Origin of the sequence: Brevibacterium sanguinis (assembly GCF_003315415.1) — a bacterium.
Taxonomy (GTDB): domain Bacteria; phylum Actinomycetota; class Actinomycetes; order Actinomycetales; family Brevibacteriaceae; genus Brevibacterium; species Brevibacterium celere_A.
Genome location: NZ_QNSB01000001.1, coordinates 360,290 through 373,940, shown reverse-complemented (window position 1 = coordinate 373,940; position 13,651 = coordinate 360,290). Strand labels below are relative to the sequence as shown.

General features: G+C 70.0%; 10 protein-coding genes. 3 read left to right on the top strand and 7 right to left on the bottom strand.

Annotation, left to right across the window (positions count from 1 at the left end; translation table 11 throughout):
• Window positions 1-10 precede the first annotated feature (10 nt).
• The 3 genes from hrpB (at window position 11) to DFO65_RS01665 (ending at window position 4,837) form a co-directional block, all read left to right on the top strand.
• Window positions 11-2,842 (top strand): ATP-dependent helicase HrpB, encoded by a 2,832-nt coding sequence (hrpB, locus tag DFO65_RS01675; RefSeq protein WP_113902668.1) that lies wholly within the window; start codon window positions 11-13, stop codon window positions 2,840-2,842.
• Complete coding sequence (locus DFO65_RS01670) at window positions 2,839-3,741, top strand: 3-methyladenine DNA glycosylase (protein WP_113902667.1); 903 nt, start codon at window positions 2,839-2,841, stop codon at window positions 3,739-3,741. The genes hrpB and DFO65_RS01670 overlap by 4 nt, the downstream gene beginning before the upstream one ends.
• A 61-nt stretch (window positions 3,742-3,802) precedes the next feature.
• Window positions 3,803-4,837, top strand: coding sequence for an alcohol dehydrogenase catalytic domain-containing protein (locus DFO65_RS01665; RefSeq protein ID WP_113902666.1), 1,035 nt, complete (start codon window positions 3,803-3,805; stop codon window positions 4,835-4,837).
• A 53-nt stretch (window positions 4,838-4,890) separates the two neighbouring features.
• On the opposite strand, the gene DFO65_RS01660 is transcribed toward DFO65_RS01665, so the two are convergent.
• The 7 genes from DFO65_RS01660 to DFO65_RS01630 form a co-directional block, all read right to left on the bottom strand.
• Window positions 4,891-5,466 carry a maltokinase N-terminal cap-like domain-containing protein gene (locus DFO65_RS01660; protein WP_113902665.1) on the bottom strand — a complete coding sequence of 192 codons (576 nt, stop codon included), beginning with the start codon at window positions 5,464-5,466 and terminating at the stop codon, window positions 4,891-4,893.
• A 36-nt stretch (window positions 5,467-5,502) separates the two neighbouring features.
• Window positions 5,503-6,288 carry an FAD-dependent thymidylate synthase gene (gene thyX, locus DFO65_RS01655; protein WP_113902664.1) on the bottom strand — a complete coding sequence of 262 codons (786 nt, stop codon included), beginning with the start codon at window positions 6,286-6,288 and terminating at the stop codon, window positions 5,503-5,505.
• 118 nt (window positions 6,289-6,406) lie between these two features.
• The gene (gene lplB / locus DFO65_RS01650; protein WP_113902663.1) at window positions 6,407-7,489 is read right to left on the bottom strand and encodes a lipoate-protein ligase small subunit; all 1,083 of its coding nucleotides are present in this window, start codon (window positions 7,487-7,489) and stop codon (window positions 6,407-6,409) included.
• Between the two features lie 109 nt (window positions 7,490-7,598).
• A complete protein-coding gene (locus DFO65_RS01645; protein WP_113902662.1) occupies window positions 7,599-9,806 on the bottom strand; it encodes a prolyl oligopeptidase family serine peptidase in 2,208 nt (735 codons plus the stop codon).
• Window positions 9,807-9,829: 23 nt separating this feature from the next.
• A complete protein-coding gene (locus DFO65_RS01640) occupies window positions 9,830-10,465 on the bottom strand; it encodes an N-acetyltransferase (RefSeq protein WP_113902661.1) in 636 nt (211 codons plus the stop codon).
• A 123-nt stretch (window positions 10,466-10,588) separates the two neighbouring features.
• Window positions 10,589-12,148, bottom strand: coding sequence for an HNH endonuclease (locus DFO65_RS01635; RefSeq protein WP_113902660.1), 1,560 nt, complete (start codon window positions 12,146-12,148; stop codon window positions 10,589-10,591).
• A gap of 67 nt (window positions 12,149-12,215) precedes the next feature.
• Complete coding sequence (locus tag DFO65_RS01630; protein WP_113902659.1) at window positions 12,216-13,610, bottom strand: MFS transporter; 1,395 nt, start codon at window positions 13,608-13,610, stop codon at window positions 12,216-12,218.
• Between the last annotated feature and the right edge of the window lie 41 nt (window positions 13,611-13,651).

Sequence of the window (13,651 nt, the reverse complement as noted above, 5' to 3'; positions counted from 1 at the left end):
ACTGGGGAACATGCACCACTTCGATCTGAGGAGCATCGCCGCAGGGCTGCCGGCGGCCGCGCTCATCGACGAGGCCGCACGGACCGGCCTCGGACCGGTCCCCCGCCTCGTCGTCGAGGCTCCGCCCGGCACCGGCAAGACGACCCTGGTGCCGCCGCTCATCGCCGAGCTCATCACAGCAGGTGGGGCTCGTGCCGGCTCCCCCGGACGGTCGGGCCGCATCATCGTCACCCAGCCGCGCCGGATGGCCGCCCGCGCCGCGGCGAGGCGACTCGCGCAGCTGACGGGGACCCGCCTCGGCGAGGACATCGGCTTCACCGTCCGGGGCGAGTCGATGACCTCGGCGCGCACGCTCATCGAATTCGTCACCACCGGTGTGCTCGTGCGCCGGCTGCTCGGCGATCCCGAGCTCGACGGCGTCGCGGCGGTCGTCCTCGACGAGGTGCACGAGCGCCACCTCGACACCGACCTCGCGTTCGCGATGTGCCGGGAGCTCATCGACCTGCGCGACGACCTCGGTCTCGTGGTGATGTCGGCGACGTTCGACGCCCGCGACTGGGCCGCACGCCTCGGTGCTGCGCATCTTAGGGTCGAGGCGGCGATCCATCCGCTCGAGGTCCGGTGGGAGCCGTCGCCGCAGAGACCGCTCGACGCGCGCGGGGTGACGAGGGACTTCCTCGACCACGTGGCCCGGACGACCCTCACGGCTCTCGCCGAGCACCGGGACGGCGATGTGCTCGTCTTCGCACCGGGACTGCGGGAGGTCGAGGAGACCGCCGCACGGATCTCCGCCCGACTGCCACTGGAGGATCCGCGACCCGGCACGGCGGACGGCGGAAGGTCCCACTGCCGCGCTGCCCGCATCGAGGTCCATACCCTGACGGGGCGGACCCCGGCGCGGGAGCAGGACGCGCTCCTGCGCCCGCACCCGGGTGACGGAGTCCGGCGGGTGATCGTCTCGACATCCGTCGCCGAGTCCGCGCTGACGGTGCCGGGAGTCCGGATCGTCGTCGACTCCGGTCTGGCCCGCGGCCCGCGCCTCGACACCAGGCGCGGAATGTCCGGCCTGGTCACGACCCGTGAATCAAAGGCCTCCGGCACGCAGAGAGCCGGTCGTGCCGCCCGCCTGGGACCTGGGGTGGTCTATCGCTGCCTGTCCGAGGCGGACTGGGCGTCGCTGCCCGAGCACTCCCCGCCCGAGGTGCTCACCTCGGATCTCACCTCGGCGGTCCTCGACCTCGCGGTCTGGGGCGGCGATGCCAGTCTGCTCCCGGATCCGCTGCCGACCGGCCCGCGGAAGCTGGCCGAGGACAACCTCGTGGCGCTGGGTGCCCTCGAACCGATCGGAGACCGGGCGGACATCGCCCGCGGCGACGGCGCATCGTCCGACACCGCGACCGCCAGGTACCGTGTCACCGATCTCGGTCGACGGATCGCGCGGATTCCCGCCTCCCCCTGGTCGGCACGCGGGCTGCTCGACGGGGCCGCGATGCTCTCGGCAGCCCAGGCCGCCGAGGCGGTCGCCACGATCGAGTCGGACCTGCGCGCCCCCGGCGCCGACCTGGTCGCGAAGCTCAGAGAGCTGCGCGGCGCGGGCAGCGGTTCGGGAAGCAGCCGTTCCGGAGGCGAATCAGGCCGCCGGACGGGCGACCCCCGCTTCCGTCAGGAGGTGGCGCGGTTCGCACGGTTGGCCACCGAGGCTGTCGCATCGACGGCGACTCCCGCTGTGCCGAGAGGCGCCGCCTCGGCAGATTCCGGGGGCGGTGGAGGCGCGCCCTCTCTGTCCGGGGACGATCTCGGTCTCATCGTCGCCCTCTCCTTCCCGCAGCTGATCGCGAGACGGCGCAGCGCCTCGGACGCGGAATACCTGCTCGCTTCGGGCACGGCCGCGAGTCTGCCCCGCAACTCCTCGCTCGCGTCGAGTGACTGGCTGGCGGTCTCGGAGGTCGGCCTCGCCGGTGAGCGCGCGGTGATCCGCGCCGCGGCACCGATCGATCAGGACACCGCCGAACTCGCCGCCGCCGGGCTGCTGACGACGACCGAGGACGCCACCGTCGAGCAAGGACGTGTGCGTGCGGTGCGCCGTCACCGCCTCGGCGCCATCGAACTCTCCGCCACCCCGGTCCGTGCGAGCACCGAACTCGCGCGCAGGGCGATCGCGGAGTCGGTGCGCGAGCTCGGGGCGCGCGCACTGCTGCGCCCGAGCCCGGACTTCGAAGGGCTGCGGCGGCGGATCGGCTTCCTCCGTGCGGTGTACGGCGATCCCTGGCCGGATGTCCGCTGGTCGCACCTGTCGCGGACACTGACCGACTGGGCCCCGGCGGTCCTCGATCGGATCGCGAGCGGCGCGGACCCGGGATCGGTCGACCTCGTCTCCGCGCTGCGGGCCCTGCTGCCATGGCCCGCGGCCCCACGGCTCGACGAGCTGGTGCCGGAGACGATCCCCGTCCCGAGCGGGTCACGGATCCGCCTCGACTACCCGGATCCCGACGAGATCGGCGAACGACGCGACGGCGGCGAACGGCGCGACGGCGGCGACAGTGACGACCGAGTCGCCTCGGCGGTTCCAGGGCCCGTGCTCGCCGTCAAGCTCCAGGAGTGCTTCGGGTGGACGACCGCGCCGAGCGTGTGCGAGGGCCGGGTCCCCGTCGTCCTCCATCTGCTCTCCCCCGCCCGCCGGCCGTTGGCGGTGACCAGCGACCTCGCCTCGTTCTGGGAGAACGCCTACCCGCACGTGCGCGCCGAGAACCGCGGCCGCTACCCCAAGCACCCCTGGCCCGAGGATCCGCTGAATGCGCCCGCACAACGGGGCACGAAGCGATCTGGGAGAATGGACCGGTGACCTCCACCCTCAGCTGCACCAGGCTCTCGGCCCCCGCGTGGCGTGCCCTGCGCGACGCGCACGCCGCGGGCGTCGCCGAGCGCACCGACGCCCACCTGGCGCGGAGGCTGCGCGGGGAGAAGCACCCGGTCGAGGACTTCCTGTTCACCTACTACCCGTTCAAGGTCGGTCAGCTGGCGAAGTGGAATCCCGGGCCCGGGGTTCGGCTCGAACTGGAGTCGGCCGACGACGTCGAGTGCTTCGACCGCCGCTGGTACTCGATCGATGAGTCCCGGACCGTCGCCGAGGTGGATGTCGAGTCCTGGCGCGCCGACCGCGGTGACGGGGCGCGGTTCATCGCCTCACTCCTGCGGTCGACCCTGAGCAGGGAGGCGAACTTCGGCTGCTTCGGCATCCACGAATGGGCGATGGTCTATCGGCTCACCGAGGAGCAGCGCCGGCACAGCCAGGTGCCGCTGCGGCTGAGTCCGGCCGAGACCGATGCCGTCGTCGAGGGGCACCGGATCCAGTGCTCGCACCATGATGCGTTCCGGTTCTTCACCGAACCCGCGCGCCCGCTCAACACCTTGCAGCCCACCCGCGCCGGCATGGTCGCCAATGAGCAGCCGGGCTGCCTCCATGCGGGCATGGACCTCTACAAGTGGGCGATGAAGATCGGACCCATCGCCCCCTCCGACCTCGTCATCGACTGCTTCGACCTGGCGCTGGACATCAGGATCCTCGACATGGAGGCATCCCCCTATGACCTGAGGTCCTGGGGCTACGGCGTCGTCGCGATCGAGACGGCGGCCGGCAAGGCCGAGTACATGGAGCGGCAGAAGGCCTTCTCGGCCCGTGCCCAGGCGCTGCGCGGGCGCCTGCTCGAGGCGTTGGCGACCGTCGGAGTCGACCCCGCGTAGCGGCCGTCACTCCCCCGGCTCCCGGTGGTCTCCGACTTCGGCGCACGCCTAGGATGTCCCTATGCGTGCCGTCGTCATCGAGGAGTTCTCGACACTACCCCGACTCAAGGACATCGATCCGCCGACCGCTCCGGAGGACGGGGTGGTCATCCGCGTCGAAGCCACCGGCGTCTGCCGCAGCGACCACCACGCCTGGCTCGGTCATGACTCGACGGTGAGCCTGCCCCATGTGCCCGGCCACGAACTCGTCGGCTGGATCGACTCGGTGGGCCCCGGGGTGACGACGTTCTCCGTCGGTCAACGAGTCACCGTCCCGTTCGTCTGCGGCTGCGGATCGTGCCGCTGGTGCCGCAGCGGCAATGCGCAGGTGTGCCCCGAGCAGACGCAGCCCGGGTTCACCCACTTCGGATCGTGGGCGGAGCAGGTGGTCATCCACAGTGCCGACGCCAACCTCGTCGCCGTGCCCGAGGACCTGCCCGCGGCGAACCTCGTGGGACTCGGCTGCCGCTTCGCCACCGCCTTCCACGGGCTCAGAGTCCGCGCGGAGCTCACTCCCGGTGAGAGCGTCGCCGTGTTCGGCTGCGGCGGCGTCGGACTGTCGACGATCATGATCGCACGTGCCATCGGGGCCGAGATCATCGCCGTCGACGTCAACGACGCCGCCCTCAAGCGTGCCCGGGACCACGGCGCCGCCCACACGATCAACGCCGAGGGTCTCGAGTGGCAGGACCTTGCCGCCGAGGTGGTCGAGCGGTCATCCGGAGGCGTGGCCGTGACCGTCGACGCCCTCGGGCGCGAGGACACGATCCGGGCGGCGATCGCCTCATTGGCCCCTCTCGGCCGGCATGTGCAGATCGGCCTGCTGGCTGCCCCGCCGGTGTTCGACATGCCCCGGGTGATCGCCCTCGAGCTCAGTCTCCTCGGCTCACATGGGATGGCGGCGGCGGAGTATCCCGAGATGCTGGAGCTGGTGGTTCAGGGCAGCCTGCGACCGCAGGATCTCGTGACGAACGTCATCGGACTCGAGGACGCCCCCGAGGCGCTGCGAGCCCTCGGCGAGAACCGACAGACGGGCATGACGATCATCGAACTCTGAGGCTCGATCCCGTCGACGGGACTGCGCCCGGCGATGCTCAGACCAGAATCGGCTCAGACCAGTCTCGCCAGCAGGACCGGATCGTCCTGGCCCGGCCAGGTCCCGAGCAGCAGCCCGGGGTCGGGTTGGGCGGGCGAGTCGACGTCGAGTTCGCGTTCGACGGCGAACGAGGTCGCGCCCACGACGGGGCCGGTGCCGACGGCGACGGCCACCTCGGTGATCTCGTCGATCTTCGTCCCGGATTCGTCGACGAGGTACTGCTTGGCCGACCTCCCCGATTCGGAGATCGTGCGGACGAGCTGGTCGATGAAGACCGGGTCGGCGAGGCCGTCGTAGACCCACCGGCGCCCGAGGACCGAGTGGTTCATCTCGGACATGAAGGCATCCTCGGCGGAGTCGAAGGGTTCGCCGCGGTAGGTCAGGGGCACCTGGAAGACGCGGTCCCCGGTGCGCACGAGGTGGACCTCGACGCCCACCTCGCCGGCGGGATCGTCGAAGCGGTAGGCCGTGACCGGCTCGAGGGGAGCCGTCTCGAGGTCGACGCCGCTCGCCCAGTCCTGCCTCGGCAGCCAGCCGGCGATGACGTCGAGCTTGCCGGGATCGAGTTCTGCGTCGAAGATGTCAGCCATGTCGTGCCCTCCTCGTGGTCGTGCCCTGTTCGGTGGTCAGGCCTTCCTCGTGCCCGGGATCCATTCGCCGTCGACGACCTCGTAGTCGGCGAAGATCGCGGGAGCCTCCTCGCGCATGACCTCGCCGATCCTGTTGAAGACGAGTCGGATCTCCTCCTCGGCGCCCTTGGCCGTGCGCATCTCGATGACGTGGCGCAGGGACCGCAGGTTCGCGGTGTAGACGATGCCCGTCGCCAGTCCCTCGGGGGCGAAACGGCGCATGAACGAGGTCATGTGCTTCTTGTGGGCGAAGTTCGTGCCCTCCTCGTCGAGGCCGAAGTGCTCGGCCATCCACTGCTGGTGCTCCTCGAGGGTGTCGAGGACCTTGAGGCTGCGCTCCATCAGCTCCGGGTCCTCACGCGCCCATTCCGGGAACCAGAACGGGATGTCGGCGAGGCGCACATAGCGCAGGGACTCCTGGGAGAAAGCGGAGCCGGCTCGGTGCCGGATGAGCTCATGGGTGAGGACGCGGGAGACGTTGTGGAGGACGAAGGTGAAGTTCGCGTGCTCGAGCACGGAGCCGTGCTGGGAGGAGATGACGTTGCCGAGGTACTGCGCCGAATCCGTGCGCACGCGGGAGACGTTCGGATTGAGGCCCGGCTCCCACGAGCGATAGCACATGCGTCCGGAGAACTCGAGCAGGTCCTCGGCGTCCGGGGACTCCGCGCTCTCCACCCGGTCTGCCCACGACGTTCCGCCCACCTCGTCGAGGTAGGCCCTCATCGCATCCCAGTCGATGCTGGGCTTGGCGAGCAGTTCTACGGATGGTTCGACCTGGCGCATGGCTCTCCTGACGGCAGTGGAATGGGTCCGGCGACGTTCGAGTCCCAATCCTACAGAGTGTCGCCGCCGCTCCGAGATGTTCCCCGCGACTGCCCTGCTGACCAGGTCAGATGTTCACTCACGGCACCCGGTGGGTCCACTTCTCGGTGCCGAACTTCTCGGCCACGAGCGTGCGCGCCTGCTCCAGTTCCGCCTCGGTGTAGGTGTCCTCGTGCGCGCCGTAGCGGGACGTGAACGTCTGGGCCATGACGTCGATGATGGCCTCCCGCGCCTCACCGGTCTGGCTGCGCAGTGGGTCGACGCGTTTCTTGGCGCTGGCCACGCCCTTGTCGGAGATCTTCGCCTCGCCGATCCGCAGTACCTCGACCATCTTGTCGGCGTCGATGTCGTAGCTCATCGTCGCATGGTGGAGCAGGGTGCCGTCCCCCAGGCGCTTCTGCGCCGCTCCCCCGATCTTGCCTCCCGTCGAGGAGATGTCGTTGATGGGCTTGTAGAACGCCTCGACGCCGAGGCTGCTCAGCGCCGCGAGCACCCACTGGTCGAGGAAGACGTAGGACTCCTCATAGTCGAGGCCGGCGACGAGCGCCGGGGGCACGAACATCGAGTAGGTGATGCAGTTGCCGCCCTCCATGAACATCGCACCGCCACCGGAGATTCGGCGCACGACCTTGACGCCGTGCTTCTCGATGCCCTCGGGCCGCAGCTCGTTGACGAAGGACTGGAACGCACCGATGACGGTGGCGGTGTCCTCCCACTCCCAGAACCTCAGGGTCGGCCGGCGCCGGCCTTCGGCGACCTCGGTGAGCAGCACCTCGTCGAGGGCGACGTTCATCTCCGTCGGCAGCACCATCGGACGGATGAGCTGCCACTCGAAGTCGGTGAAGTTCGCCGCCGAGCCGAGGGCGCGCCGCACGACCGTGGCGATGTCGGCGGAGGAGAACCCGTGCATCGCCAGCGCCGGTCCGTGGCCGGCCAGTGCCTCGTCGACGCGGGCGCGCAGCGCCGCATTGTCCGCGGAGACCGGGGCGCCGACGAGCGCCGGGGCGAGGTCGAAGTACGCCTCTTCGGGTTCGAGGAAGAAGTCACCGGAGATCTTCACGCCGGTGATGGTCCTCCCGTCGGTCTCGACATCGGCGACGACGAGCTTGCCGCCGATGACCTTGTACTCGGCGTGGAAGCGCTGGGGAGATTCGTTCGTCATGGTGCCTACGCTACGCCTCGGCGCAGTCACGCCGCCATGATCCTGCTCACCCCCGGCCCGGTCTGGTCCCCGGTCCGGCTCATTCGCCGGTCCGCACCGGCTCACCGGTTCACTCGCCCGTCAGTGCGTTCCACAGGAACCGGTAGCTCAGCGCCCGGGTGAATGCGGCCTGCCGATTGTCCGAGGCCGCCGAGTGCCCGCCTTCCGTGTCCTCGAAGAACCACACGTCCGGGATGCCCATCGCCTGCATCCGGGCCGCCATCTTCCTCGCCTGCACCGGCCCCACCCGGTCGTCGGAGGTCGCGGTCCAGAACAGCACCGGCGGATACCGTCTGTCGTCCTCGAGGAGGTGGTAGGGCGAGAACCCGCGGATGAACTCCCAGTCGGCCGGGTCATCGGGGTCGCCGTACTCGGCCTTCCACGAGTAGCCGGCGCTGAGCTTCGTGTAGCGGCGCATGTCGAGCAGGGGCACGCCGCAGGAGACCGCTGCGAAGAGCTCGGGGTACTGGGTGAGCATGTTCCCCACGAGCAGCCCGCCGTTGGAGCCTCCCGCGCAGGCGAGCCTCTCGGGTCGGGCGACCCCGCGCGCGGTGAGGTCGCGGGCGACAGCCGCGAAGTCCTCGTAGGCGCGCATCCGGTTCTCCCGCATCGCCGAGGTGTGCCAGGCGGGACCGTACTCCCCGCCGCCGCGGATGTTGGCGAGGACGTAGACGCCGTGGCGTCCGGCCGTCGTCCTCCTGCTCAGCCATCCGATGCCGACGATCGGCGAATAGGCGGGCGTGCGGCTGACCTCGAAGCCGCCGTAGCCGTCGAGGAGGGTCGGGTTGTCGCCGTCGAGCACGAGGTCGGCGGCGGAGATCTGGAAGTAGGGGATCCGCGTCCCGTCGGCGCTCGTGGCGAAGTGCTGCTCGACAGTGAACCCGTCGGCCGGGAACAGCGCGGGTGCCGTCTTGATGACCGAGGTGTGCCTCGAGGCCTCGGCGTCGCCTTCCAGGCTCACGTATGACAGCGTCGATGGGGTGAGGAACCCGGTCGTGATGAGCCAGCAGTCGTTGGCGGTCGCGTCGTCGTCGGCGTCCACGGCGCCGACTCCCACCATGTGGTTGGCCGGCACTCCGGGCATCGGGGTCGCGGAGAACCCATCGCCCGGATCGAGGATCCGGAGTTCGGACTGCACGTCTGCGAGCAGTCCGAGGACGAGGAAGTCCCGGGTCCAGGTGAAGGACTGCAGCGACGTGCGCTCGTCGGGGGTGAAGATCACCCGCGGTCGCAGATCTCCGGCCCTCACCTCGGCGATGTCCGCGACCGCCAGGCCTCCCGCCGGGACGCCGGCGTCGGTCCAGTCGGTCTGCGGGCGGAAGAGGACGAAGTCCCTCTCGATCCCGACCTCGACGTCGGTGGGAACGTCGATCCGGGTCCAGGCGGCCTCCCACGCCGAGGCGTCCGCCGTGATCGCGCCGTCGGTGCCCCGGAGTTCGTCGAGGTCGACGAAGCTCAGTCGGGAGTTGAAGAAGTCGTGGGCGTCGACGACGACGGCGCGGTCCCGGCCGTGGGCCGAGGCGACGTCGCTGCCGACGAAGACGGCGACATGGTCGCGGGGCACCTCGGCGACCACGGGCGACTCGGCGAGGTCCTGCCCGCGTCGCAGCACGCGGGCCTGCCGCGGATACGACGAGGTGGTCAGCGAGTCGGCGCCGGTGTCGGTGGCGACGATGATCGTGTCGTCGTCGAGCCAGGCGAATCGGGTCTTGGCCGCCGGCAGATCGAAGCCGCCGTCGACGAAGTCCTGCGTCGCGAGGTCGAACTCGCGGACCCGGTGAGCGTCCCCGCCGTCGGGCGACAGCGAGATGAGGGCTCGGGAATGGTCGGAGCGGCGCACCGCGGCACCCGCCCACACCCAGGGCGTCGACTCCGCCTCGGCGAGGGCGTCGAGGTCGAGCAGCACCTCCCAGTCGGGTGAGTCGGTGAGGTAGCTGTCCCAGGTCGTGCGCCTCCACAGTCCTTTGGGATGGGCGCGGTCGCGCCAGAAGTTGTAGTAGTGGTCCCCGCGCTTGACGACCATCGGGATCCGGTCGTCGGAGTCGAGCGCGGAGCGGATGTCCCGGGCCGTCGCGTCGAAGTCCTCGTCCTGGAATCGGGCGATCGTCTTCGCGTTCTGCCCCGCGACCCAGTCGAGCGGCTCATCACCGTCGATGTCCTCGAGCCAGAGATGCTCGTCGTGGGGCTCCGGGGCTCGCTGACCGGTCGTCGTGGTCTCCGAAGCGGCGGAGGTCGGGGATGTGTCGTCTGAGGTGTCCACTGGCGATTCCTTGCGCATGCCGCCAGTCTAGTGACGGCCGCTCAGCTCGGCGGACGGTACATCACGAGGCCCGGCTCTCCGTTGGGCGCCTCGGGTCCGTGGCCGATGGCGACGAAGCCGACGCTGTCGTAGAGGCGCCTGGCGGGGCTGTCGATGTCATCGGTCTGCAGCCAGCACCCGAAACCGGCGATTCCGCTCAGCCAGGCCTCGAGGGTCCTTCGCCCGACTCCGCTCTCGCGCAGGCTCGGGTCGCGGGCGAGCAGGCTGAGGGTGTAGGTCCATTCGATCGTCTGCGCCGCCTCGCCGAGCCGCAGCCGCAGTTCGGCCGCCCACGGATTGGTCTGCTCGGCCCAGGTCCAGAAGTGACCGTAGGCGAAGGAGGCCAGCCGGTCGTCGTGGCGGGAGAAGGCGGTGAGGACCCGGCCGGCCTTCACGGCCGCATCGTAGATGCTCGCGAACCAGGTGGCGAACCTCTGGTCCTCGCTGAGGGGTGGCTCCGCCGACGCCGCCGCATAGACGGCTTCGACCTCCTGCGGCGTCGGTTGGAGGTGCGGTGCGGCGTCCGCGGTCGCGGGAATCCACTGCTGGCCGAACGCGCCCGGGATCCCCCAGACCAGCTCCACTCGGAGCGGAGCGGCGGGGACTCCCAGCTCAGCGCCGGCGGAACGGTCACTCATAGGGCAATCCTAACGACACGGGCAGTCGTGGGAGCCGTCGGCGTCATGTGACGACAAGCTTCCTGCCCCTGTCGATCGGCTGCTCCTGGCGAGGCCGCCGGACGTCGGCAGGCATCGAGGGCATCAGGCGGTGGCACCATGCTCCCGCAGCTCGGAGCGCAGGCGGTTCTCGATGACGCTCGCACGACTGTCGCCGTGCCTCAGAGGTCGACCCGGCGGACCCTTCCCCTTCAAGCGGCGGTTCGGCTTCGCCTCACGGGGTGCCGTCACACTTGACTCAACCCCGCTCGGCGCCGCCGCGCTTGACTCAGCCCCGCCCGGTGCCGTCACGCTTGACTCAGCCCCGCTCGGCTCCGTTGTGCTCATCCCAGTTCCGGCCGGCGAGGCGCCCGTCCCGGCCCCGCCGGGAGACGCCCTGCCGTGCTCTGTCCCGTCGCGCGGCATCGCGATGAGCAGCGGCGAGTTCCGCACCGTGTATCGATGACCGGTCGGCGTCCGCACCGTCAGACCCTCGGGACCCGGCTCGTGCCGCCATCCCGGCCGCTCCTTGGCGTAGTTGCACGCGGCACAGAGTGCCGAAGCGTTCTCCCAGCTGGTGGCGCCGCCCGAGGCGACGGACAGCGCATGGTCGACATGTCTGACGGGAGCGTCGCACCACGGGGTGCGGCACACGCCATCACGGATGACGATCATCCGCCGCAGCAGGCCGGTGAACTCCCGGCGCTGGGAATCCATTCCGACCAGCTGCCCGTCCCTAGGACGGGTGTAGAGGCGCCGGAGGAAGACCGTGGCGGGGTTCTCGACCACGGCGGCCCGCGCGGATTCGGCCGGAATCGGGCCGAATCCCGGCAGCCATGCCGGCACGTCCCCCTCGGACAGGAGGGTGTCGCTGTCCATCACGAGGTGGATCTCCATCGGGATCGCCGCCGCCGACTCCTGTCCGCTGATCCGTTCGACGAGGAGGTCGGCCATCACCTGATTGCGGGTGCGTCCACCGGCGGCACCCGTTCCGACCTGGGACTGTGCGGACTTCGCGAGGTTCGCGTACACCGCGACCGCCTGCTGCAGCGGCAGCAGGGCCGTCAGATATGCCATGTTCCCCGGGGCGGGGCGCACCGAGACGGCGCGCTCCGCCGTGCACCGGTCGAGATGCGCGACGGCGGCGGCCTGGTCGGCCTGCTGCGCGAGCGCCCTGACCTCGCTGCCGAGCCGTCGCACCCCGACCTCCCCGAGGCGATCGGCCATGCGCTCGTCGACCTGCCGCCGTTTCTCCCGCGGCAGCCATTCGACCTCCCTGACGACGGCACGGGCCTTCTCCTCGGAGATCGCTCCCGATTCCAGTGCCGCATAGGTGCGAGGGAGGTCCATGAGCAGGGATCGGGAGAAGCTGAGCAGTGCGCTCCCCCGCGCCCGCGACACCTTCCGCGCCAGTCCGATCTCGGCACCGACTCCCGCTCCCTGCTTCGCGCTCGGCACGCCTTCTTCGGCCTCCCGATTGCGCCGCCTCATGTCGAGCGTCAGCGTCTCCCGGGCCTGGGCCGCGGCACACGCCGCGGACAGCTCCTCCAGAGCGGTGATCCGGTCGATGGCCTCCTCCTCGCTGAGGGCCGGAGGCAGAGTGGACAGCTCCTCCCGCCACCGCGTGATCGCGGAGACTGCGGGAGAGGCCGTCCTCTGTTCCATGGACACCACACTAGACATCGGTCCTGACACGACATCCGCCCGAGCGCGATGAGCGACTACCCAGGTGTCAGGACAGCTTCTCACCTGCGGTTTCGCGAGTGAGCCGCGCCATGAGGGCGACCGCGACGATGACGACCAGCCCCGTGAGGACGAACGTCAGCGTGAGGCCGAGCACCGGCCACATGAACGCTCCGAAGACGATCGGGGCGATGCCGGTGGCGACCCTCGACGCCGCCGAGGCCCAGCCGAATCCCGATCCCCGCAGCCTCGTGGGGTAGAGCTCGGAGACGTAGGTGTAGAGGGTGGGGATCGCGATCTGGACGACCAGGCCGAAGCCGATGATGCTCGCCCTCGCGGTCCAGCTCAGATCCGCCCCGGAGGCTTCGATGGACACAGCCACCCTGACGAGCAGCACAGCCGAGAGGAGCGCCGAGACTCCGAGGACCCACTTGCGGCCGAAGCGCTCGACGACGAGGGCGGAGATGACGACGCCGAGGATGCCGACAGCCGTCATCGACCCCGTGACGAGGAATGCGGCCTGCTCGCCCATGCCCTGCTTCCTGAGGATCCCCGGCAGCCAGGTCAGGGCCGCATAGTAGACGAGGAGCACGGACACGAACAGTGCCCACGCCACGAGGGTGGTCCTCGCCGAGTGCCTCCACAGATCGACGAGCTGTCCGCTCGCGGCCCGCAGACGGGCATTCACCGAGGCGCTCGACCGTCCCGCGGTCCGCTGAGCCGGCGCATCATGGGTCCAGGTGTCCACCTCGGCGCCGGTGCGGGCGACGAGCTTGGCGATGACCGCGTCGGCCTCCTCGTACCTGCCCACGGAGGCGAGGTAGAGCGGTGATTCGGGGATCCCGAAGCGCACGGCCACGGTGAGCAGTGCCGGCACGATCATGACGAGCATGATCAGCCGCCAATCGCCGAGGCCGAGCAGCCAGGCGGAGACGAAGGCGCACAGCGACGCCCCGATCGGCCACCAGCCGTCCATCGCGGTGAGGACGCGACCGCGGTGCCGCCTCGGCGTGAATTCCCCGACGAGGGCGTAGTCGACAGGGATGCAGCCGCCGAGGCCGAATCCGGCGAGGAAGCGGAAGACGATGAACCAGGCGAAATCGGGCGAGAGGGCTCCGGCGACCGTGAAGATCGAGAACACGAGCAGGGTGAGGGTGAACGCCTTCTTCCGTCCGATGACATCGGCGATGCCGCCCCAGATGAAGGCGCCCAGCGCCATTCCGATGAGGTTGGCAGTGGCGATCCAGGCCGCCTGCCCGAGCGACAGGTTCCAGTGGTCGCTGAGGAGGGGGATGAGGAACCCGTTGAGGGCGACGTCCCAGGCGTCGAACATGAAGCCGAGTCCGCCGATGAGGAAGATGGCACCCTGCGTGTTCCATCGCCATGGCAGTTCGGCAAGCACTTCGGAGGCGGTCGGCGTGGACGGCGCGGTCGTCGTAGTCACGAACCCAGACTACATCATTTAACGCAGATCTGCGCAAATCG

What these genes read in the sequence shown, in the direction of transcription:
- hrpB (WP_113902668.1), top strand. Translation starts at nt 11, where the DNA reads ATGCACCACTTCGATCTGAGGAGCATCGCCGCAGGGCTGCCGGCGGCC.
- DFO65_RS01665 (WP_113902666.1), top strand. Translation starts at nt 3,803, where the DNA reads ATGCGTGCCGTCGTCATCGAGGAGTTCTCGACACTACCCCGACTCAAG.
- DFO65_RS01660 (WP_113902665.1), bottom strand. Translation starts at nt 5,466, where the DNA reads ATGGCTGACATCTTCGACGCAGAACTCGATCCCGGCAAGCTCGACGTC.
- thyX (WP_113902664.1), bottom strand. Translation starts at nt 6,288, where the DNA reads ATGCGCCAGGTCGAACCATCCGTAGAACTGCTCGCCAAGCCCAGCATC.
- lplB (WP_113902663.1), bottom strand. Translation starts at nt 7,489, where the DNA reads ATGACGAACGAATCTCCCCAGCGCTTCCACGCCGAGTACAAGGTCATC.
- DFO65_RS01645 (WP_113902662.1), bottom strand. Translation starts at nt 9,806, where the DNA reads ATGCGCAAGGAATCGCCAGTGGACACCTCAGACGACACATCCCCGACC.
- DFO65_RS01640 (WP_113902661.1), bottom strand. Translation starts at nt 10,465, where the DNA reads ATGAGTGACCGTTCCGCCGGCGCTGAGCTGGGAGTCCCCGCCGCTCCG.
- DFO65_RS01635 (WP_113902660.1), bottom strand. Translation starts at nt 12,148, where the DNA reads ATGGAACAGAGGACGGCCTCTCCCGCAGTCTCCGCGATCACGCGGTGG.